This window comes from Providencia sp. PROV197 (assembly GCF_028479625.1).
Lineage (GTDB): Bacteria > Pseudomonadota > Gammaproteobacteria > Enterobacterales > Enterobacteriaceae > Providencia > Providencia vermicola.
In genome coordinates this window covers 1-22,927 of sequence record NZ_JAMPNZ010000015.1, presented here as the reverse complement: position 1 = coordinate 22,927, position 22,927 = coordinate 1, and the positions used below count along the sequence as shown (strand labels likewise).

The window sequence follows — 22,927 nt, the reverse complement described above, 5'->3', positions numbered from 1 at the left end:
GTTTAGCCTCATCTTTATTGTCGTTTTAGTTTAATTTCAAAATACGTTTAATAAATTTCCCTTGTCCTTTACTTCCCATAAAGGTGTTGTTATCCATAATAATTTCACCACGTAAAAGAGTTGTTTTTACCTTTCCTTTCGCTTTATATCCTTCATGTAGGCTATAGCCAGCACCACTGTGTAAGTTATTGGCTGAAATAATCCATTCCTCATTCGGATCAAAAATGACAATATCAGCATCAGCTCCTGGCAATAGCGTCCCTTTTTGTGGATAGCACCCCATGGTTTTCGCAATGTTAGTGCTGCATAATGCAACAGCGTGGTTCATCGTGATTTTTCCACTTGCCACCCCCTCAGTTACCATCAAGTTAAATCGGATTTCGAGACCAGATAACCCATTAACAACTTTAGTAAAATCAGGAATGATTTTGCCGTTTTCATCACGCTGTAAAGCCTTTTCTTTTTCCTCTCGAGTAAAAGTACAATCATCGGAGCCTATCAAGGTGATCGTACCGTTCTTAATGCCATCCCAAAGTTCATCCCGCTCTTTACGAGTACGCAATGGAGGCGAGCAAATCGCTAAATGTCCATTGTCAACATCATCATAAAGTTCATCGAAAAGTGTCAGATAATGAGGACCCGTTTCGATATACAGCTTTTGACCGCGCTCTTGTGCTTGCTGTGCAATATCAAGACAAGGGCCATTTGTGGTATGAACAATAAGAAGAGGAACTCCAACTGATTCAGCAAGTTTAGCCACACGACCAAAAGCTTCTGTTTCACAAATAACGGGTTTACTATTGGCAAAATCACGCCAAGTCAGTGTGTTATTTTTGATGCACTCATCCACCGCGGTTTCTGCTATCGCATTACTTTCCGCATGGATCAATGGCATACAATTATTTTCTTTTGCGCGTTTGAAGACCTGCATCAGTGTCATATCATCTGCCATCACACCTTCTTTACGGTAGGTCATAAATAACTTAAATGTTGGGCACCCTTTTGCTGCAAGATGTGGGATCTCATCTAATAACTGTTCGTTCGCTTCAACAAATTTGCCATGAATACTAAAATCAATTGCAGATTCAGTCATTTCCTCAATACGGTCATCTAGAGCCTGAAGGACACTTGAACCTTTCCAAGTATTGGTAAAATCCATATAAGTGGTAACACCCGCAAACGCGGCACAAATACTTTGCTGATAAAAAGTTAGTTGCGGGGAAATCCCTTGAAATGGAGCCTGTGTGTGCATATGAGCATCAATTAAACCTGGTAGAACTAATCGGCCTTGTGCATCAATTTCCTTTTGGCATTCAGCAGATTCGTCAGGGCCAAGTAAAGCCGCGATTTTGCCATTTTTAATTGCCAGATCGGCGCGAACAGTGCCCTCTTCAAGAACCAATTGCCCATTTCTAATAATTGTGTCAAACATAACTATCTCCAACGATTCTTATGTCACAACACAGCGAAAAAGAGGCTGTGTTGCAGCTATTATTGATTGATCAACTCAGCGTTCCTTTCCGTAAAACTTGCCCACTACAGGCATAACTTTCAATATGATTAAACAGCGCAATTCGGCCATTAACCATCACAAGCTCGATACCATCAGGGTATTGATTAGGTTCAACAAAAGTACCTTTATCTGTAATGGTCTGTGGGTCTAACATCACGATGTCAGCTTGGTAACCTTCTTTAAGTAATCCCCTATCGGTTAAGCCTAAAACCTCAGCAGGTTTACCCGTCATTTTGCGAATTGCCGCTTCCCAAGTTAAACACGCTTCTTCGCGTACATACTTCCCAAGCACTCGAGGAAATGCTCCAAAAACACGGGGATGGGGCTTACCAGCCCCCATTAAGCCGTCCGTACAAACATTCTGCTCTGGCCGACACAGGAATTTAATCACATGATCTTCTGTCCCATAAAAGTCCACCATTCCAACTGCGTTATCTTCCTCATATAACAGGTCAAAAGTGGCGTTATAAGGGTCTTTACCGCGTAATTCGCCAAGCTGAACTAAGTTTAAGCCCACTGCATCTTGGTTTTTCTGTTGCTTCACACTGGTAATGAAAATTTGATCTAACCCTGCGAAATCAATGAAGTTATCCCACCCCGGGATTCCTTTTTCTATATCGTCAATCATGCGTTGGCGTAATTCAGAAGATTTCAGGCGTTCGAGTAGTTTTTCCGTGCCACCTGCATGCACCCACGGTGGTAAAATCACCCCTAGCATGGTGCTACCTGCAACATAAGGGTATTGGTCGAAAGAAATACGGATCCCTTCTTGCTGTGCTTTTTCAAGCATCGATAGCATTTCATCGATCAGCGGCCAGTTTTTCTTACCACACACTTTCATATGGGAAATATGGAGCCAAACTCCAGATGCATGAGCAATATCAATAAGTTCTTGAGTAGACTGAATGATGTCATCCGCTTCACTACGCTGATGAACCACAAAAATACCATTATATTTGGCTGTCACTTTGCAAAGTTCGGTGATCTCAGCGGTATCGCCAAATGCACAAGGCATATAGATAAGGCCAGTGGATAGTCCATAAGCTCCCGCTTGTAACTCTCGTTCAAGAATCTGGCACATTTTGGCGACATCTTCCTGCGTCGATGCCTTACCATCCAATCCCATCGCTTCCATACGAATATTACCGTGGGGAACAAGGTAAGCGAGGTTCGTGGCACTTCCTCGCGACTCTAACATGTTGAGATACCCCTCAGTATTCTTGAAATGCCAGTCTATCTCATCAGAGTCACCATCAAGACCAGCAATATTTTTACGCCACGCTGAAATATATTGTTCAGGCAAAGGTGCCAATGCGACGCCGTCTTGTCCCAACAGCTCAGTCGTGATCCCTTGGCGAATTTTGGCGGAAACTGCGGGGTTTAATAACACCGATAAATCAGAGTGAGTGTGTGTATCAATAAAACCAGGGCAAATAATTTTCCCAGATGCATCAATAACTTGGTCCTGAGTGTTGGCGCAAATATCGCCGATTTGAATAATTTTACCTTCATTAACAAGTAAGTCGCCGTGATACTGGCTTTCCCCCGTACCGTCAATGATGGTGGCATTTTTAAATAATGTTTTCATTGTTCTCTTCCTTTATTGATGCCTTAGTAATCACAAAGGCATCAACTGGTAACTATTTGTTATTATTGTAAATATTTGAAATTATGCTGTAGTAACCTTTGGCTGAGCCTGTTAATTGATCTATCTCGATATATTCATCAATGGTATGCGCCAAATTCTCTCTCGAAGGCCCAAAACCAATCGTTGGAATATTAGCTTCCCCCGCATAATGGCTACCATTAGTGCAGAATGAATATTGTGTAACTGTTGGGTCGAGGCCGACTTTTTTGAGGCCTAATAATGCATGCTGAACAAAGTTATCCGATTCGTCTAAGACCCAGCCAGGGAAGAAACGCTCTCCCTCAATCGTATTGCCGGTATAACAAGATTCTGTTCCATAGGCATAAGATACTCGCGCCTTAAACTCAGGATCAGACTGTGTTATTTCATCTAACGCTTTTTGGATAGGTTGGAGCACACTCTCTTTGCTCTCACCGACTAATAACCTGCGGTCATAAGTCGCACGGCAATATTCAGGAACAACTGATGCCCCTGGATATGGAGACGATTTAATGTCTGTTAATTCAAGTATTCCTAACCCAAGAACTGGGTGAATGGTAGGGGGAAGCATTCTAATTTTTTCAATCAATGTAGCCATTTTATAGACCGCATTAATACCCGCTTGTGGGTTTGCAGAATGAGCAGGTTTCCCAAATGTTTCTAACACGACTTCAGCTCGGCCACGTTGACCTATTTTCAAATTAAGTTCTGAGGCCTCACCGATAACTACATAATCAGGATGATATTTATCAGTAACTAGCCGTGCAGCAACGCCTTCAAAGCACTCCTCATGTACAATACAAGCAACATAAATTTTCCCTGCAAACTCACGCAGATGGTCTTGACCAAAAAAGCCAACCGCTGAAATCATAGCAGCAACCGCACCTTTCATATCGGTCGTACCACGGCCATAAATTTTGCCGTCTTTGATTTCTCCGCCAAATGGATCTTGCGTCCATTGGCTTTCATCGACTGGAACAGTATCAATATGTCCATCAAAAACCAGCGTTTTCCCAGGGTATTTCCCTACAATCCCACCAATAATATTGCCGTATCTATCAATATGAATGTCATCAAATTCATACTCTTCCATCATGGATTTAATAACGTTGACAACATTACCCTCTTCACCGGAGTAACTTTTTTCGCGAACTAAAGCCTGACAGTTTGTGATAACTTCGTTAAAACGACTTTCTGAAAACATATTTTTCACCCCGACTAAAATTGACCAAAACTTGGGAACTCACCATCCCAAACAATATCCCGATAACGTTGAATATCCGTGTCGCCCTCAGTACTGATCACCAAAATGCGTGAATTTTCATTCAGCTCCAGCTCGTTGCGTACATCAGCATAATTTTCAGACTGCATTAGAATAGAAAGTAACCCTGTCGTGACCGCACCTGACTCACCCGAAACAATTGGAGGATCAGTCGGTAATGGATTGCCTAATATCCGCATTCCTCGCGTTGCGACAAAATCGGGGCAAGAGAAGAAAGCATCAGCGTAGTCTCGTAATAATTGCCAACCGGTAATATTGGCTTCACCACATGCCAACCCAGCCATAACTGTTTGTAAATCACCGCCAACAGGGATCGCATCTTCATTTTCAGCAACCGCTGAACGGTAAAGGCAATCCGCAATTTGAGCCTCAGCAATAATCACTTTTGGTCTATCTACTCCATAAAGCGCCGTTAACATCCCCTGCACCATGCCAGCAAATGAGCCAACACCTGCTTGAACAAAAACGTGAGTCGGTTTCACTTTATGTAACTGGGACAAAGCTTCAAACATTAGCGTGCTGTAGCCTTGCATAATCCACTGAGGGATCTTTTCATAGCCAGCCCAAGCGGTATCTTGCACCACCACCCAGCCATATTTCTCTGCCATTTCGGCAGTCATACGTACCGCATCGTCATAATTCATATCGACAATTTCTGCTGCCGCACCTTCATTCAAAATGGCATCTAAGCGTTCCTGAGAAGAACCTTTAGGCATATAAACCACTGATTTTTGTTTAAGTTGGCGTGCCATCCACGCCACACCTCGCCCATGGTTGCCATCCGTCGTAGTGGCGAAAGTAATGCCATTTAATTGTTCTCTAACCTCATTGCTGACCATGACGTTATAAGGAAGCTCAGAGATATCTTTCCCCAACTCTTCGGCAATATGGCAGGCCATTGCATAGGAGCCACCTAATGCCTTGAATGCCTTGAGGCCAAAGCGTTGAGACTCATCTTTTAAGTAAATCTGTCCAACTTTTAATGACTTGGCGAGCACAGGTAAATGATAGAGTGGTGTTGGTGCATACTCAGGAATTGAGCGGTGAAATTGCCACGCTTTATGTAATTCAGCTTCCGAAAAAGAGGCAAGGTTCGCCGTCGGTTTCTGCTTAAAACGGCTGTGATTAATGTAGTATTTTAATTGCTCCTGCATGGAAAACCTCATGAACTTATTATTAATAAACAAGACAATTAAGTCTTAATAAAAAATAGGTTTACAACTTAGGTAGCAATACACATGCCAAGATCGCCATTTACGTATAATTATAATGAGGGAATAATGTAATTAGTTGATACAAAACATAATTTAAAATAAACAATATAGAATTATTTTTAATAAATTTGAGATCATTGATTTACCTCATTGATAAATTATCAAATATGATAAATAGTGTGATGGCGGTATATAAATAATTTAATACATTGATTTATAAATATATTAATAATTATCACTTCAATTAAATTTATTAATATTTATCAATCTTGATAATAAGGAAAAAAATGACATCCATTCTGAGTACTATCCAAAATGAAATTTGCCATTATGCAGAAGCCATTTCTGGCGTGACTGGAACAGATGTCGAAATTATTGATGAATATCTGATCCGTATTGCAGGAACAGGTTATTACAAACACATGCTTAATCAAAACGTTTCACGTAACGGCTACATTTATCGTCATGTTTTACGAGTACAAGAAACCGTATTAATTAAAGATCCAGGGGAAAATAACCTCTGCCATCTATGTGAAAATCGAGAAACTTGTACGGAAGAATTAGACCTTAACGCACCGATTTTTTTAAATGGCAAAGTCATCGGGGTCATTGGTATTATTTGCTCGACTAAACAACAGCGAGCCGTATTACTTCAGCAACTCAATAAATTCATCACATTCATCGAACAGATTGCTGAAATGATATCGAGTAAGGTCTTTGAGTGTCTTGAACGCTTGAGAGCCCAAGAATCTTTACATGCATTTCGACGATTGATTGATGCCATGGATAGAGGCGTGATAGCAATTGATAGCAAACAAAAAATTTGGCATACCAACCGCTCTGCATCCCGCTTTTTTAATAAAGATATTATAGGCCTGTCACTGTCCTTTGAGCTAACAGGGGATATTTTATATGGTGATGAAGAAGCATGGCTAGAATTAGAAGGCCAGCGCTATCATGTACTCTGTCGTAATGTCACTTTTACTTCACTGGAAAATGATACGTTAACCATGATCATTTTTCAGGATGCCCGTGATTACATTACTCATGTCAATCAATCATCCGTTGAAATCAGCGAAGTCCCTTCCCAGTTAATCGGTAATTCATTAACCATGATGAACCTTAAACAAACCATCAAGAAGGTTGCTATCAGCCATGCAAACGTGCTGATCACGGGAGAAAGTGGCTCAGGAAAAGAAGTTGTCGCTTATGCTCTACATGCACAAAGTGCTCGACATGATCAGCCCTTTGTCACCATAAACTGTGCTGCAATACCAGAGCAACTCCTAGAAAGCGAACTCTTTGGCTATATCAGAGGCGCATTCACTGGAGCGGATCCCAAAGGGCGTATAGGTAAGTTTGAATTAGCTCATGGGGGAAGCCTATTCCTCGATGAAATTGGTGATATGCCTTTGTTATTACAGGCTAAATTACTGCGCGTTTTACAAGATAAAACCATCACCCGAGTTGGCTCAAATAACCAAATACCTACCGATGTCCGCATTATTGCAGCCACAAACAAAAATTTATTAGAGATGGTCGAGAACAAAACGTTTAGAGAAGACCTATATTACCGATTAAACGTTGTGCCAATCCCTGTTCCTGCATTGCGGGAGCATCGTGAAGATATTGCTGATTTAGCAAAGTATTTTTCTGACCAATTTTCAATACAATATGATAGAGAAAAGCAAAAGATCCCTGATACAGTAATGAATTATTTATATGGCTATCATTGGCCAGGTAACATACGTGAACTGCGCAATGTCATCGAGTATATTTATGTCATGCAAGGCGATCTGCCTGAAATGAACCATAGCCATTTGCCTGAGTATATTACAAAAACAAATTCATCTGTAGAATCATTAGGCTACATCACAAAAACCGCCGCAGTACCTACGCACCATTATGAAAAAGAGACCATACAACACGTACTTGAAAAAACGGGTTACTCCATGAACGGAAAGAAAGAAGCGGCACAAATATTAGGTTTAAGTATTGCAACACTGTATCGCCGATTAAAAAAATACGATATCACCAGCTGATATTCATTTTGGGTACGCATGTTGCCTTCTTCCCCTTTACGCCAATCTGTTTCACTTATCTAAAAACAATCACAAAATGAACAGTCTTTTTGTGATGACCATCTTACCCACTTTGGTTTTTTCGCCAATTTCAAGAATATCTGGCAAAAAAATACAATTAATCCTAATTCATTTTACTTAGATTAGGAGCGCCAATTTATTTTTAATCAATTGGTAGACAGGTTAATTATGCCACTAAGAATGGCATCATAAATAAATTATAGGTGCAAACATGAAAAGAATTAAAACTAAGATTCTCTTGTTATTTTATATACTTATTTCAATAACCTCCACCAGTGCTTTAGCCACATCAGATAACGATGCCCTTTATTTTTACCTTGTTAGACATGGGCAAACTTATTCAAATATTAAAGAAATGACCATTGGCGGAGGTGGTAATGCTCAGCTCACAGCCAAAGGACGCTATGATGCACGTAGCCTTGGTTTAGGTCTAGAAGATGTCAATTTTATTGCTGGATATAGCAGTACATTAGGTCGAGCCCATGAAACTGCCAGTAATATTTTAACTGGCCGTAATATGGATATTATTGAGATTGAGAACCTAAAAGATATATCTTGGGGTAACGCTGAAGGTGGTAGAATTGATGACTTAACGAGCCAATACGGCCATTCTGGTAATGAATTTGAATACTATTTTGGTCACTATAAGGACAAAAACTTCAAATCTATCGTCAACACTGAAAACATGTATGATTTTTCTCAACGCTTCGAGTCTGCATTATTGGATATTGCTAATCGCCATAAAAATGAAACAGGTAATATTTTAGCCGTTGGCCACTCATCAATGGCATTTTATTTGCAAAAATACCGTCAAGATCAACCATTATCAGGGTTAAGCAATACTGCCGTTTCGGTATTAAAATATAAAGATGGGCAATTTACTCTTCTCGACTTTAATAATACGGATTATTTAAAATCAGGTTATGCAAAACAAGAGAAACTTCCGCCTCTTGAAATCTCGATTGTCATCAACCCAATGACTATTTTAAATGATGCCAATATAATGGAAGGTACCTCAGACTCCGATCTCAGTAAATCAGGTGTTGCGGCGGTTAATCAATTGAAACAACGCATTAACCCTACTGACTATTTTGCGGTTTATAGCAGCACATTAAATAGAGCCAAATATACTGCAAACCACCTATTTGAAAATAGCCCCCTACCAATCCAAATTGATCGTAATTTAGATGAAATTTTCCTTGGCCTTTGGGAAGCAGAGAAAATCAGCACATTAGAAAAAGAACCTGAAGGCCAGTTTGCCAAGCTACATTCAGGGACAAATGTGTTAAATTTCGTTTCCCCTGTCGATGGTGAAACTGGGGCTATTGCAGCCTACCGATTAGAAAGCTTACTCAGAGATATTGGTATCCAAAATGAATTCCATACAGGAAAAGTGATGGTGGTTACTCACCCGATTATTTTCAGTGCATTTTTAAATAAAGTTCAGCCAGAGTACCAATTCATCCCTAAAAAAGACTTACAACTGATTACCCTGCAATATAAAAATGAAAAATTCAGTGTCAAAAATATCCAGTCTTTTAATGGTAAATAAGAGAAATTAACACCTTATAATCGCCAATAAAAAACCTCGCCATTGCGAGGTTTTTTATCTCTTCAGAAAAGCTCAAAACGAATTATACATTTTTCCTTTCGATAGTTTCTTCCCCCCAATATAGCCTATCCGCGGTGGTCTTCGAAAAGGCAAGAGGTAAAACCTCATCAGAGCCTTCTTCCCAAATTTGTTCCGCTAGCACTTCATCATTATTCGCTAATTCAAAAATAGCTTGAGCAATTTCAATTGAGGTTTCTCTAACTTTAGCCCATTCGGCTATATGGTGAGGATCTTTCATTATTCGCTCCTGATTCAATGGTTCTGATAAAAATACTCATATATTTCAACTCTGTGAATAAGATCACTGTGACTTTAAATATATTGCCATTTTTCCTTTTTAGTGGCGCTCCATTAAACGCGCTCATTGTTCACTCTCTCTAGTATATGACTATAAGTTAAGTAATAGAGATAAAAAAAGTCATGAATATTCGCCATGTTGTTGCTATTGATTTAGGCGCATCTAGCGGTCGTGTCATGTTGGCTTGCTATGATGTGCATAATAAAAAATTATCGTTAGATGAAATTCATCGTTTTACAAACCATTTGATCACTGAAGGTGAACACTGTTATTGGGATCTGGATGATCTTGAGGCTCAGATACTGATTGGCTTACATCGTGTAGAGCAATCTGGTATCAATATTGACAGCATTGGCATCGACACTTGGGGGGTTGATTATGTCCTCCTTGACCGTGATGGGGCTACCGTTGGTCGTCATTTTTCCTACCGTGATAACCGTACTCAAGGTGTCATGGAACAAGTTCAAGCCGATCTAGGTGTGCAGAACATCTACCAAAAAACTGGGATCCAATTCCTCCCTTTCAATACTTTATACCAATTGAAGTCCTTACAACAATCACACCCTCAATGGCTGGAACAAGCGCATCATTTATTGTTGATCCCTGATTATTTGTCATACCGCTTAACTGGGAAAATCAACCATGAATATACCAATATCTCCACCAGCCAAATGATTAACCTGCAAACGGGCGATTGGGATGATGAATTAGTCGAGTATTTACAGTTGCCACGCCGTTTATTAGGTGAAATCAAGCAACCAGGTAATACCATTGGCTATTGGCACACACCCAAAGGCCAAAAAATCCCCGTGATTGCTGTGGCAAGCCATGACACTGCCAGCGCTGTCATTGCGGCACCGATAACCGATAGCCATGGTGCCTATTTAAGTTCAGGAACATGGTCATTAATGGGCCTCGAGCGCACATCCCCTTGTACTTGTGAAAACGCATTTTCTGCCAACATTACCAATGAAGGTGGGATTAATGGTCACTACCGTGTTCTAAAAAATATTATGGGGCTATGGTTATTCCAACGCATTTGCCTTGAGCACAATGTGCAAGATATTTGCAGTCTCATTACCTCGGCAGAAGCAATTCCAGCATTCACGTATCTGATCAACCCCAACGATAACCGGTTCTTGAACCCAGAGTCGATGAGCCAAGCCATTAAAGAGGCTTGTCGGGAAAACCAACAACCCGTCCCAAATACTGTCGCTGAGCTAGCTCGCTGTATTTTCGACAGTTTAGCGCTGCTTTATCGTCAAGTATTTCTTGAATTACAACAGGTTAATCATTCCCCATTACAACAGCTGCATATCGTCGGTGGTGGCAGCCAAAATGCTCTACTTAACCAATTATGCGCCAACACTTGCGAAGTTCCTGTGAGTGCAGGACCGGTTGAAGCCTCCACCTTAGGCAATATTGGGTATCAGTTGATTGCCCTAAACACCATTCCAGATGTCCCCACTCTGCGCTCCATTATTGCGCAAAATACTGAACTTTGTTGGTTTCAACCTCAAAGCATCGCACTGGATGAACCTTGGAAACGATTTAAAACCATTACGGGCTAACTCAGGTTATTAACCGTATATCGATAAGTTATAAGGAAAATTTCATGTCTAATTACAAAGAAAGTTATCTTATTGCCAAACAACGTTTTGCTGACCTTGGTATTGATACTGAACTAGCGATGCAAGCTATGGCTGACTTGCCTGTATCGATGCATTGCTGGCAGGGAGATGACGTAGCCGGCTTTGAAAAATCAGCAACCGCTTTAAGCGGCGGTATTCAAGCTACAGGTAATTACCCTGGCAAAGCGACTAATGCGATTGAATTACGTGCAGATATGGATAAAGCAATGAGCTTAATTCCAGGCCCTAAACGCGTTAACTTGCATGCTCTTTATCTCGAAGCAGATACTGCCGTTGAACGTAATGAAATTGAACCTCGCCATTTTGCCAATTGGGTTGATTGGGCGAAAAAAAACCATATCGCACTCGATTTTAACCCTTCTTACTTTTCCCATCCGCTCAGTAGCGAAGCAACTCTTACTCATAGCAATAAAGAAATTAGAGACTACTGGATTGGCCACGGACAAGCTTGCCGCCGTATTTCTGCATATTTTGGTAAGTCATTAAACAGCGCTTCCGTGATGAATATTTGGATCCCTGACGGCATGAAAGATCTTCCTATTGACCGCTATGCCCCTCGTCAACGCTTAGTCGAGTCATTGGATGAAATTATCAGTGAAAAAATTGATATTAAATATCATATCGATGCCGTCGAAAGTAAATTATTCGGTATTGGCGCAGAATCTTACACCGCAGGCTCCAGTGAGTTTTATCTGGGCTATGCCATCACACGTAAAACCGCTTTATGTTTAGATGCAGGGCACTTCCATCCAACCGAAGTCATTTCGGATAAAATTTCTGCGGTCATTCCTTATGTTGAACGTCTACTGCTGCACGTCAGTCGCCCTGTACGTTGGGACAGTGACCACGTCATTTTGTTAGATGATGAGACTCAAGCCATTGCCAATGAAATCATTCGCCATAACTTAAAAAATCGTGTGCATATTGGTCTCGATTTCTTTGATGCATCGATTAACCGTATTGCCGCTTGGGTCATTGGGACTCGAAATATGAAAAAAGCGTTACTACGCGCCTTACTTGAACCAACAGCAAGACTACGCCAACTCGAAATTGAAGGGGACTTCACGGCTCGTCTTGCGCTATTAGAAGAACAAAAATGCCTGCCATGGCAAGCGGTTTGGGATGAATATTGCGAACGCAACAATGTTCCTGTCGGCGAAAAATGGTTAGATGAAGTTAAACAATACGAAAAATCAACATTATTAACACGTTAAGGTGAATTGTATGCAAGATATTCTGACATCTTGGTTTGTTCAAGGAATGATAAAAGCCACCAGCGATATGTGGCTCAAAGGCTGGGATGAACGTAATGGCGGTAATGTGAGCTTACGACTCACCGAAGACGATGTTTCGCCATTTAAACACACTTTTCACGCTGACCCACGTTATATCGAAGCGACAGAGCCAGTTAAAGAGCTCGCAAACCAATATTTTATTGTTACAGGCTCCGGTAAGTTTTTCCGTAACGTTGCCTTAGACCCCGCAGATAACTTAGGTCTGGTTCGTATCGATAGCGAAGGCCAGGGTTACCACATTGTTTGGGGCTTTGTGAATGGTGCAATACCAACCTCTGAATTTGCTGCACACTTTCAATCGCATATCACACGTATGCAAGCCACTAATGGCACTAACCGCGTCATCATGCACTGTCATGCAACTAACATCATTGCATTAAGTTATGTTTTACCGCTCGATAGTGCATCCATCACTCGTCATTTATGGGAAATGAGTACCGAATGTTTGGTGGTTTTCCCTGATGGTATTGGTGTGCTGCCATGGATGGTCCCCGGCACAGATGGTATCGGTTTAGAAACAGCGGAACAAATGAAACAACATGGCTTAGTACTTTGGCCATTCCACGGTATTTTTGGCTCTGGCCCAACTTTAGATGATGCTTTTGGTTTAATTGATACCGCAGAAAAATCTGCGGAGATATTGGTAAAAGTTCTCTCCATGGGTGGTAAAAAACAAACTATTTCAACAGAAAATCTGATTGCGCTTGCCAAGCGATTTAATGTCACACCAATGTCTGATGCATTGAAATAAAACCTGTTTCTCTGTGGATACCCCTTTCCTTCCACAGAGAAATTAAAACGATAATAAACAGAGAGGAATAGTTCATGGGCAGTGGAATTTTACTCGGTATTTTTTGGCATTTTGTCGGCGCAGCTTCAGCTGCCTGCTTTTACGCACCATTAAAGAAAGTTAAAAACTGGTCATGGGAAACGATGTGGTCCATTGCCGGTATTTTTTCGTGGATTATTTTACCTTGGACCATCAGTTATATTTTACTTCCTGACTTTTGGGCCTATTACAACTCTTTCAGTGCAAGTATTCTGATCCCTGTATTTTTATTTGGCGCCATGTGGGGGGTTGGTAATATTGGTTATGGCTTGACCATGCGCTATTTAGGTATGTCAATGGGGATTGGGATTGCCATTGGTATTACACTCATCGTTGGTACCTTGATGACCCCTATTATTCAAGGCACATTTGGCGAGTTGATTGCCTCGACTGGCGGAAAACTAACGATTCTTGGTGTCTTAGTGGCTGTTCTAGGGGTTGCTATCGTTTCCTATGCCGGGTTACTGAAAGAAAAGGCAACCGGAGTGCAAGCTGAAGAGTTTAACCTGAAAAAAGGCTTATTACTGGCTGTCATGTGCGGTATTTTCTCAGCCGGTATGTCATTCGCCATGAGTGCAGCCGTCCCTATGCACGAAGCTTCCGCTGCCCTCGGAGTTTCTTCTCTTTATGTCGCATTACCAAGTTACGTCATCATCATGGGCGGCGGCGCATTAATCAACTTAGGCTATTGTTTTATTAGGCTTATTTACCGCCAAGATATCTCTTTCAAATCAGATATCTCTGTCCCCAAAGCCCTACTGATCAGCAATATTTTATTTGCCATTTTGGGTGGTGGTATGTGGTACTTCCAATTCTTCTTCTATGCATGGGGACACGCCAATATCCCATCACAATACGGCTTTATGAGCTGGATGCTACATATGAGTTTTTATGTTCTGTGTGGCGGTATTGTGGGGTTAGCCCTAAAAGAATGGAAAGGCACTGGCAGAAAACCTGTCCGAATTTTATGTTTAGGCTGCTTAGTGATTATCTTAGCTGCAAACATTGTTGGCTTGGGAATGGCAGCATAACGTAACGACTTTTTATTTTAATCGATCGGGAGGTCAGCGATGACCCATAGAATGATACTCAATGAAACCTCATACTTTGGCGAGGGAGCTATTAATCACCTTGTAGAGGAAATTCAAAAACGCCAATTTAACAAAGCACTGATTGTTACGGATGCGGATCTGGTTAAATTTAATGTTGTCAGTAAAGTCACCCAATTATTAGATAACGCTAAATTAGACTACGCCATTTATGATGCCGTTATTCCTAACCCAACCATCGATACGGTCCAACAAGGACTAGAATACTTCAAACAATCTAATGCAGATTATCTTATCGCTATCGGTGGTGGTTCTCCACAAGACACCGCCAAAGCGATTGGGATTATTATCAATAATCCACAATATGAAGATGTGGTGAGCTTAGAAGGTGTCGCTCCTACCCAAAACCCAGCGGTTCCAATTATCGCCATCCCAACTACCGCTGGAACCGCGGCTGAAGTCACGATTAACTATGTCATCACGGACAACAAACTGTGCCGTAAATTTGTGTGTGTTGACCCCCATTGTATCCCTGTGGTTGCGATTATTGACCCTTCAATGATGGCATCTATGCCCGCTAGCCTAAAAGCCGCTACTGGCGTTGATGCCCTCACTCATGCCATTGAAGGCTATATCACGAAAGGAGCTTGGGCACTTACCGATGCTCTGCATCTTAAATCCATAGAGTTGATCAGCAATTCGTTACGGCAATCCGTTAAGGGCGACCCGCACGGCGTTGAAACAATGGCTCTCGCACAATATATGGCAGGAATGGGCTTCTCTAACGTTGGATTAGGGTTGGTTCATGGTATGGCTCACCCACTTGGGGCATTTTACAATACACCTCATGGCGTCGCCAATGCCATTTTATTGCCCCATATCATGGCATATAACGCAAATTATACAGGGGAAAAATACCGCGATATCGCCCGTGCAATGGGCGTAAAAAATATAGACTCCCTACCACTTCAAAAAGCCAGAGATACCGCCATTGCAGCTGTCTTTGCGCTAAACAAAGACGTTGGTATTCCTGAAAAACTGCGTGAAATCGGCATGAAACCAGAAGATATTCCCTCCCTTGCTCAAGCCGCCTTTGATGATGTGTGTACTGGGGGTAATCCACGTGACGCAACATTAGAGGATATCGCTGAATTATATCAAGCGATTTATTAGAGGACAGTATCATGATAAAAAAAGCATTTGTGATGCAAGTTGCTCCTAACGCCCACCAAGAATACCAGCGCCGACACGATGAAATTTGGCCTGAATTAGTGCTTACACTCAAAGAACACGGCGCACATCACTATTCTATTTTCTTAGATAACAAGCGAAATTTATTGTTCGCCTATGTGGAAATTGAATCACAAGAACGCTGGGATAGCGTTGCACAAACGGAAGTATGCCAAAAATGGTGGAAATATATGTCGGATATTATGCCATCAAATCCTGACAACAGCCCTATCAGTGATGAGTTAAGAACGGTATTTTATTTAGACTAATCCCCCCAGACAGTGCTAGCCTTTGGCTAGCACTTACCTCAATTTATTTTTCTGTAAAAAACAGCGTCGATATGCACTTGCGGTCATATTCATTTTTCTATGGAAAACACTCGAAAAATAATTACTATCCTCATAACCACATTGCCCAGCGATTTCACTGATCGACAATGAAGTACTACGTAATAATAATGCCGCTTGGCATAAACGTAGTTGTTGCAGATATTCCATTACCGTCATTCCTGTTTTCGACTTGAATAAACGCTGTAATGAACGAGCGGACACCTGATTTTCCTGAGCAAACTTATCTAATGAAAATGGCGTATTGATACTTAGATTTAAACGGTTTATTAACTGATCCAGTTGATGTAATAAGCTTATTGGCACTTGGTCTGGCTGATACCGTAAACGATAAATATAAATTGCCAGTTGTAAGAATAACCCTTCGCAAAGATGAATGGATGGGATATCAGGTTTTTGGCACTCTAATGCCATTTTTTCAATAATTGGCGTTAAAGTCGATAAACTTGAAGGCGGTAATTTCCAATGCCGAGATATTATCGGCTCATGGCTTAATGGTACATACTGTTCGATAGATTGTTTTATGAGAAACTCATTAGGCTTGTATAATATATTAACTAGCTTTAAATTATTTACAGAGTGATAGCCATGATAATCCTCCGCATTAATATAAAACAGATCTCCACAAGTAATTGGGTAATCAGAACCATTCCAATGATGTAAACCATTTCCTGAAAAAACAATAACAAACTCATTAAAATCATGACGATGAATAATAAAATCTTCCTGAGAATCTCGTTTTTCTATCGTCACAGTATTTTCAGGCCGAATAAAATAATCACCGCTGTTGAGAGACAGAATTTTTTGTATCATGGCCACCTCAGAAAAGAATATGGATGATCATGACGATCTTTGTTAATTGCTACAATGACGCAAGTCACGAGGTGTGAAATTATACTCGCTTTTAAAACACGTCGAAAAATACGCACTATCATTAAAACCATTTTCCAACGCAATATCCGTAATGGTTTTATCCGAAAAACGGATTTGATAATAAGCTTCTGATAACCGCAATTTTATTAAGTAATTTTGTGGCGATATACCTAAGTTATTTTTCATATAGCGATGAAAAGTCCGCAACGAGACCGAAAACTGAGTCGTTAAACTTTCCCAATCAATTTCTTCCGTAAAGTTTGCATTCAACCAGCGTAGCATTTGGATAATCCGTTGTTCATTATTCCCTTCACCTACATAGTTATAACGCCCCTCTTGCAGATTAACAATTAACTGCAAAAAAAGGCTCTCAGTATACGCAAGGTCAGAATCACTTTCATGGAGTTTAACGATGATCTGTTGCGCTCTATTGTAATGCTCTTTATTTAATAGCCAATGGGAAATGTTTTTTTCAGTATCCGCAGGGAAAAAATGACTGATATTATTTAAATAAGTAAAGCTGGAGTCTGAACGATATAACACGTTAGTTAAATTGAGGTTAGAGACATTATCAAATAAGTGATAATCGCTGGATTTAATATAACACACCATACCTGGGCATAATGTATAAGGCCGCCCATTAAGTATATGTAGACCAATGCCCTGAGTTACCAAAAAAATCTCACTAAAATCATGTGTATGTTCAGGAAAAATAGGCTGAGGCACTCTTGGTTCAACCGTAATGTGCTGCTGTGGTGTGATAAAAAAATCTTCGCTATAGAGTTTCATGAAAGATCTCCGAGTAAACACTCCTCCCCCGTAGAACCTACCATGGACTTACTTATCATTCATTAGCCCATCGTAAATACCCTTATATCCCTATTCTAGCGTTCTCATCTAAAATCACCTTGAAATTACTACCAAGCAATCACAAGTTATTGGCTATATTTTCAAGAGTTCATCAAATAAATGTGCAAAATGTGACCTTGAATACACAAAGGCGACTTCATCTAAGATCGCAGTTTTGCAAAAGGGGACAATCACCAGCTAGTTAACTATCTGACTTATCAAAATAGGATTGGTTATCAATAAGCTGTAATCACATGAAAACATAACATTGTATTTTCACTTTTCGAAATGGTGGCCTATGGCTTAGAAGAGTGTAGAATTAATACTTTATAATCAGTCAATTACAGTCTATCTCAGTGTTCAAAAGCTACAAAGAAGATAAAGTAATTCAAAGTTGTTTAAAGTCGTTCAATCATATTCAAACTTGAACGTCACAACCACGTCCTATCATTCCCCTCTCATTTTTTGTATCACAATTTCGGCATAGCTCGTCACAGTAAATTAAACCTAGCAGTTAACAACGTACATATACTTAATTGATGATATATTAAATATCCCTTTAACTTCTAAAATATTGTCGTTACGTATCACTGCATCACCAACCCCGCCGAATCTAATATCAATTGCAATTGAGCACATCGTCCCCCTTCACCACAGGCAGCACATCGAAATTTGTCGTGTTTACTGGTGATAAAATTTCGCACTTCATCTGGTATTTAAACCAAAAACAGCCACTAAGGACTGTTTTAGTTTTATGTCATAGGCCGTGGTTACTCAATAAGAAAATTGACATCTAAACTTCCTCTATAACCCCCTGGTGCTATTTCCCCATTAACACATAAAGCAAAGTTTAGCCCTTGAATAAAATTTTTCCCTACCGTGCTATAAACTTGCTTGCTCTCTGTATATTTAATGGCCTGCGACGAGTCGGTAGTACAAACTTCATTACCTTTTGCTGCCGTTCCTACTGATGTAGCGATATAGGGCAAATCACCAGAATGGCCATCTAACGATTCTAACACCATGCCCGTTTGATTTCCGCTCACCAAAGCGTTATTTGGCTTAACAGACATGAAGTATTTACCTGTATTTGGGCAGCTGACATTAATTTGAGCAAGGGCATTCGCTAAATTTTTCGGGCTTGGATAGGTCCCCGCTAGCTGAGAACCAAAATTAATTTTAGTATTTGTAATTGGAGCAACTTTACATGTATCTACTGCAAATACACCTAAATCTTGATACTCATTAATGAATGTAGCATTCGATTGATTAACTGAAAAACCATCACCAGGGCCATCACGATGCGCCATGATTAACCTATCATCTGCAAAATAACGACCTTTTTTTAGTGGTTGAGGTGCATACGCAGAATAGCTCGTAATAATGCCTGTGAACTGCATAGGAGCAACTGAAGAATCTTGAATCCTATTAGCTAAATAGCCACTCACTCCGCTTTGAGGTTCCAGTCCAAAATTTAATGGATTTGGAAGCGAAGAACCAATAGGTACATGATACATTCTATCTGATGATGTCATTTTTGAGTTTTTCAGCGTAAAGGAAGCGCCTTCCCACATATAACCTGAATTTGCGTCACCAATAACTTTATACCGCAAATATTTCACACTAAATGTGCCATTTATCAGCAAGATTATTCTATTATTTTTGTCAAATTCATTAACTAGCGTAACGCCATATGCCCCTTCAGGTGGATAATAGGTGTATTCCCAGTTAGGGCTTCCTCCCTTCTTCCATGTTATCAATTCAATAAATGGGAAATTTGGATTGATCCTACTTGTTCCTGCTCGCTCTTGAAAATTAACCACCCTCAAAGGCGGTGAAACCTCTCCCAGATAACCTGTAGCTCCAACAGAAACGCGCAAATTATCTCCATACGAAACAGGAGCAAGCGCACTCATAGCGAGTACAGTCACACACACAAAATAACGTATTATCTTATTCATACCTTGCACCATAATTTTTAATCATTTTAAGTTGCATTAATCATATAACCCTTTTATTTATCTGAGTATGAAATACACGCATAAATTGTAACCAGAAATTACTCACACTAAGAGTTTAAAAGGAATTAAATGTCATCAATTGATTAAAAGTAGTGCATGTACTAAAAATAACAACTCTAATAAATAAATCTAACTTAACTCTCTTACCCATTAATAGACTGTGGGTATACACAGTAATACCTACTTAGTACGCATTGATACCTAAAAAACACCTATCTAGAATGAGAGTTTTTGAGGATAGGTGGCATGGAAAGAAAATATAAGCATCCGCAGATTAACCTCAGATTACTGACTGATTTAAAAGATAAAATTCAAGAGTTAGCTGAATGTAATAATCGGTCAGTAAATCAAAAAAATGGTCACAGCTATCGAATATTGGATATTGCGTCATTCTCATGTTGAAGTTTTAACGATTTCCGATGCGGCTGAGCTCATATTCCAACTTGAACGAGAGATGGAAGTCGTTAAGGAAAAATTAGGGATTAAGAAGTAGTCCCCACTATTGAGAGCTTTCTCTCACTCACGATAGTATTGATTTTTACGTCATTTGCGGCACACATGAGCGAGTTGGCTAATTCAGTCTGGCGTCCTACTTTCAGTTCTGCAAGAAATGGGCGGCTGGGAATCAGTTGATATGGTAAGAAGATATGCTCACTTAGCACCTAATCATTTAATTGAACACGCTAAGCAAATAGACACTATTTTTGGCACTTGCGTCCCAAATACGTCCCAGTTAGCAAAAGTGGAGAGTTTTAAATGATGGTAAGTGGTTGAAAATTAATGGTACGCCCTACAGGATTCGAACCTGTGACCTACGGCTTAGAAGGCCGTTGCTCTATCCAACTGAGCTAAGGGCGCATTGTTAATGCAGGCAGCCTATCTGGCTGATGGCGTTGAATTATACGGTTGCTGAGCGCTGAGTCAATGGCTTTTCGCTACTAAAATAGCTATATGCTCATTTTATGTAACAGTTTGAACTGACAATGACGTTAACTTCTGACAAAATAGAGCCATCACCGTGTCTCATATATGGATTAAGTTACAGATGTTAGCAAAAATTATTGATGGGAAAACGATTGCGCAGACAATTAGGCAGGAAGTTGCCCAAAAAGTACAGTTACGTTTAGAACAAGGAAAACGTGCTCCAGGTCTCGCCGTCATTTTAGTTGGTGCGAACCCTGCTTCCCAAATTTACGTCGGCAGTAAACGCCGTGCTTGTGAAGAAGTAGGCTTTATTTCACGCTCTTATGATTTACCCGACACCACCACAGAAGCTGAACTTCTGAAACTGATTGACGATTTAAATCAAGATATTGAAATTGATGGCATTTTAGTCCAGTTACCCTTACCTGCTGGTATTGATAATGTTAAAGTGATTGAACGTATTCATCCAGATAAAGACGTTGATGGCTTCCACCCTTATAATGTAGGCCGGTTGTGCCAACGTGCGCCTCGTTTGCGCCCTTGTACACCACGTGGGATTGTCACACTGCTTGAACGCTATGACATCAATACTTATGGCCTCAATGCCGTCATTATTGGTGCATCAAATATTGTCGGACGCCCAATGAGCCTTGAATTATTATTAGCGGGCTGTACAACAACTGTTACCCATCGATTTACTAAAGACTTAGAACAGCATGTACGCAATGCGGACTTGCTGGTTGTCGCTGTCGGTAAACCTAATTTTATTCCTGGAGAATGGATTAAACCTGGTGCAATTGTCGTTGATGTGGGTATTAACCGCTTAGAAAATGGCAAAGTGACAGGCGATGTGGACTTTGATGAAGCATCAAAACGCGCTGCGTGGATCACCCCTGTTCCAGGTGGTGTAGGCCCAATGACTGTCGCAACACTGATTCAAAACACGCTGCAAGCGTGTGAAGAGTATCACGATATTTAATGTATTTTGGAGTAATTAATGGAAATTTTCAATCTTGAAGGGCACCCACACGTTGAACTGTGTGATTTGCTAAAAATTCAAGGCTGGGCAGAAAGCGGCGCAATGGCTAAAGCCATGATCGCTGAAGGTTTAGTACAGGTTGACGGTGTGGTAGAAACCCGTAAACGCTGTAAAATTTTGGCAGGTAAAGTTGTCTCCATGGGCGACGAAAAAGTCAAAATCGCTGAGTAAGATTTTGGGTAAATAGGTTAGCCTATTTACCCATCTTTCAATCAAGCTTATCCCTTTGATTGACCTAGTTTATTATCAACTCGAATACTATCAAATAAATCCTTCGGCACCCTTTCCCCAAAAGCAAACTGTGAGATACCACCAGCCACTTTATCTGACTGATTTTGGTAATTGTTTCTATTTGGGTAAGAACTCAAGGTACTCCGCAGATCCATTAATTCAAACATACGATTAGTCAGCCCTGCTTTTTCATTTGGCTGCAATTTAATTTCTTCAGACCAATTCGTTACATACATGACTGGTACTGAGTATTGTTGATTATTATGGGTAATCGTTAGGTTATAACAATCCAGATTCAAGTTCCCAATGCACTTCGTCACTGCAGTTTTAAATGAACGTGTTTTCAAATCACCAAACTGTTGCTCTTTAACCCCCTCAGAAAATAGTGTTTTTCCTTGTTTTTCTTGCTGCTGCGCTGATGACCAAACAACAACCACTTGGGGTTTATTTTGTCTAATTTCATTGAGAAATTGTTCAACGGGTGGCGCTTTGGGCTTGCTTGATTCAATCTCTGCGACAACGACCTTTTGATCGTTTTTTATCGGAACTTGGCTTGTATTACTAGACGCTATAGTACTCTCAGAGGGTATCTTACTTGAAATATACCAAGTTGCAGTGGGGATATTCGCTGGTTGCCTTTTAATCCCTACTAGTTTTTGTAAAAAGTTGATAACACTTTTTTTAATCGATGTTGGAGACCATAAACTTCTAACTGAGGTGCTGATTGGTGATGGCATAATTATTACCCTTATTTCAAATAATAGTGCCACCGTATTGTGCGTACTTTGATGGCTGCTGTTGTTCATTAATTGAACTTATTATTTGATAAAAAAAATAATTATTTCTTGCAAATTTAGCCACTAAATAGAAAAACGGCCAGATATTGTATCAATCAATACCTAGCCGTTTAATTTTATCAAACTCTAACTTTTTAACGCAC

At 40.3% G+C, this 22,927-nt stretch carries 20 protein-coding genes, 1 tRNA gene and 1 pseudogene; 12 read left to right on the top strand and 10 right to left on the bottom strand.

From position 1 onward, the window contains the following. Positions 1 to 25 precede the first annotated feature (25 nt). The 4 genes from hydA to dpaL form a co-directional block, all read right to left on the bottom strand. Complete coding sequence (hydA, locus tag PR808_RS07695; protein WP_272539048.1) at positions 26 to 1,432, bottom strand: dihydropyrimidinase; 1,407 nt, start codon at positions 1,430 to 1,432, stop codon at positions 26 to 28. A 70-nt stretch (positions 1,433 to 1,502) separates the two neighbouring features. Continuing rightward, positions 1,503 to 3,101 (bottom strand): N-acyl-D-amino-acid deacylase family protein, encoded by a 1,599-nt coding sequence (locus tag PR808_RS07690; protein WP_206082878.1) that lies wholly within the window; start codon positions 3,099 to 3,101, stop codon positions 1,503 to 1,505. Positions 3,102 to 3,153: 52 nt separating this feature from the next. Beyond that, complete coding sequence (locus tag PR808_RS07685) at positions 3,154 to 4,344, bottom strand: YgeY family selenium metabolism-linked hydrolase (protein WP_206082879.1); 1,191 nt, start codon at positions 4,342 to 4,344, stop codon at positions 3,154 to 3,156. Positions 4,345 to 4,358: 14 nt separating this feature from the next. After that, entirely contained in the window at positions 4,359 to 5,576 is a 1,218-nt protein-coding gene (gene dpaL, locus PR808_RS07680) for a diaminopropionate ammonia-lyase (protein ID WP_272539047.1), read from the bottom strand. 347 nt (positions 5,577 to 5,923) lie between these two features. On the opposite strand from dpaL, the gene PR808_RS07675 reads away from it, so the two are divergent. After that, positions 5,924 to 7,678 carry a sigma 54-interacting transcriptional regulator gene (locus tag PR808_RS07675; protein ID WP_272539046.1) on the top strand — a complete coding sequence of 585 codons (1,755 nt, stop codon included), beginning with the start codon at positions 5,924 to 5,926 and terminating at the stop codon, positions 7,676 to 7,678. Positions 7,679 to 7,949: 271 nt separating this feature from the next. Beyond that, a complete protein-coding gene (locus PR808_RS07670; RefSeq protein ID WP_272539045.1) occupies positions 7,950 to 9,290 on the top strand; it encodes a 2-carboxy-D-arabinitol-1-phosphatase in 1,341 nt (446 codons plus the stop codon). Between the two features lie 82 nt (positions 9,291 to 9,372). On the opposite strand, the gene PR808_RS07665 is transcribed toward PR808_RS07670, so the two are convergent. Continuing rightward, positions 9,373 to 9,588 (bottom strand): YccJ family protein, encoded by a 216-nt coding sequence (locus PR808_RS07665; protein ID WP_047756975.1) that lies wholly within the window; start codon positions 9,586 to 9,588, stop codon positions 9,373 to 9,375. Between the two features lie 182 nt (positions 9,589 to 9,770). Between PR808_RS07665 and rhaB the strand changes: the two genes are divergently transcribed. The 6 genes from rhaB to rhaM all read left to right on the top strand — a co-directional run bounded on the left by rhaB (position 9,771) and on the right by rhaM (position 15,972). Beyond that, positions 9,771 to 11,219 carry a rhamnulokinase gene (gene rhaB, locus PR808_RS07660; RefSeq protein ID WP_272539044.1) on the top strand — a complete coding sequence of 483 codons (1,449 nt, stop codon included), beginning with the start codon at positions 9,771 to 9,773 and terminating at the stop codon, positions 11,217 to 11,219. A 44-nt stretch (positions 11,220 to 11,263) separates the two neighbouring features. Further along, positions 11,264 to 12,514, top strand: a complete 1,251-nt coding sequence (locus PR808_RS07655) for an L-rhamnose isomerase (protein WP_272539043.1) — start codon at positions 11,264 to 11,266, stop codon at positions 12,512 to 12,514. Between the two features lie 10 nt (positions 12,515 to 12,524). Further along, positions 12,525 to 13,346 (top strand): rhamnulose-1-phosphate aldolase, encoded by an 822-nt coding sequence (rhaD, locus tag PR808_RS07650; protein ID WP_206082885.1) that lies wholly within the window; start codon positions 12,525 to 12,527, stop codon positions 13,344 to 13,346. 74 nt (positions 13,347 to 13,420) lie between these two features. After that, a complete protein-coding gene (gene rhaT / locus PR808_RS07645; protein WP_004913498.1) occupies positions 13,421 to 14,455 on the top strand; it encodes an L-rhamnose/proton symporter RhaT in 1,035 nt (344 codons plus the stop codon). 39 nt (positions 14,456 to 14,494) lie between these two features. Beyond that, positions 14,495 to 15,646 (top strand): lactaldehyde reductase, encoded by a 1,152-nt coding sequence (gene fucO / locus PR808_RS07640; RefSeq protein WP_206082887.1) that lies wholly within the window; start codon positions 14,495 to 14,497, stop codon positions 15,644 to 15,646. 11 nt (positions 15,647 to 15,657) lie between these two features. Continuing rightward, positions 15,658 to 15,972 carry an L-rhamnose mutarotase gene (gene rhaM / locus PR808_RS07635; protein WP_206082888.1) on the top strand — a complete coding sequence of 105 codons (315 nt, stop codon included), beginning with the start codon at positions 15,658 to 15,660 and terminating at the stop codon, positions 15,970 to 15,972. Between the two features lie 33 nt (positions 15,973 to 16,005). Here the strand turns inward: rhaM and PR808_RS07630 are convergent, their stop codons facing one another. From PR808_RS07630 to PR808_RS07620, 3 genes are all read right to left on the bottom strand, one after another. After that, positions 16,006 to 16,863, bottom strand: coding sequence for a helix-turn-helix domain-containing protein (locus PR808_RS07630; RefSeq protein WP_206082889.1), 858 nt, complete (start codon positions 16,861 to 16,863; stop codon positions 16,006 to 16,008). 42 nt (positions 16,864 to 16,905) lie between these two features. Continuing rightward, a complete protein-coding gene (gene rhaS, locus PR808_RS07625) occupies positions 16,906 to 17,712 on the bottom strand; it encodes an HTH-type transcriptional activator RhaS (protein ID WP_206082890.1) in 807 nt (268 codons plus the stop codon). Positions 17,713 to 18,542: 830 nt separating this feature from the next. Then, complete coding sequence (locus tag PR808_RS07620; protein WP_206082891.1) at positions 18,543 to 19,733, bottom strand: hypothetical protein; 1,191 nt, start codon at positions 19,731 to 19,733, stop codon at positions 18,543 to 18,545. Between the two features lie 306 nt (positions 19,734 to 20,039). Here PR808_RS07620 and PR808_RS20685 point away from each other — a divergent pair, with 306 nt between their 5' ends. Together PR808_RS20685 and PR808_RS07615 are read left to right on the top strand one after the other, a co-directional pair. Beyond that, a complete protein-coding gene (locus PR808_RS20685) occupies positions 20,040 to 20,195 on the top strand; it encodes an Arc family DNA-binding protein (protein WP_442960055.1) in 156 nt (51 codons plus the stop codon). Positions 20,196 to 20,355: 160 nt separating this feature from the next. Beyond that, positions 20,356 to 20,553, top strand: a pseudogene (locus tag PR808_RS07615) (tyrosine-type recombinase/integrase); the annotation flags it as partial. 21 nt (positions 20,554 to 20,574) lie between these two features. On the opposite strand, the gene PR808_RS07610 reads toward PR808_RS07615, so the two are convergent. Beyond that, positions 20,575 to 20,651, bottom strand: a tRNA-Arg gene (locus PR808_RS07610). Positions 20,652 to 20,838: 187 nt separating this feature from the next. On the opposite strand from PR808_RS07610, the gene folD reads away from it, so the two are divergent. Together folD and ybcJ are read left to right on the top strand one after the other, a co-directional pair. Further along, positions 20,839 to 21,696 carry a bifunctional methylenetetrahydrofolate dehydrogenase/methenyltetrahydrofolate cyclohydrolase FolD gene (folD, locus tag PR808_RS07605; protein WP_272539042.1) on the top strand — a complete coding sequence of 286 codons (858 nt, stop codon included), beginning with the start codon at positions 20,839 to 20,841 and terminating at the stop codon, positions 21,694 to 21,696. A gap of 18 nt (positions 21,697 to 21,714) precedes the next feature. Further along, the gene (gene ybcJ, locus PR808_RS07600; protein WP_206082893.1) at positions 21,715 to 21,927 is read left to right on the top strand and encodes a ribosome-associated protein YbcJ; all 213 of its coding nucleotides are present in this window, start codon (positions 21,715 to 21,717) and stop codon (positions 21,925 to 21,927) included. 47 nt (positions 21,928 to 21,974) lie between these two features. Here the strand turns inward: ybcJ and PR808_RS07595 are convergent, their stop codons facing one another. Further along, a complete protein-coding gene (locus PR808_RS07595; protein WP_272539041.1) occupies positions 21,975 to 22,724 on the bottom strand; it encodes a hypothetical protein in 750 nt (249 codons plus the stop codon). Positions 22,725 to 22,927 lie beyond the last annotated feature (203 nt).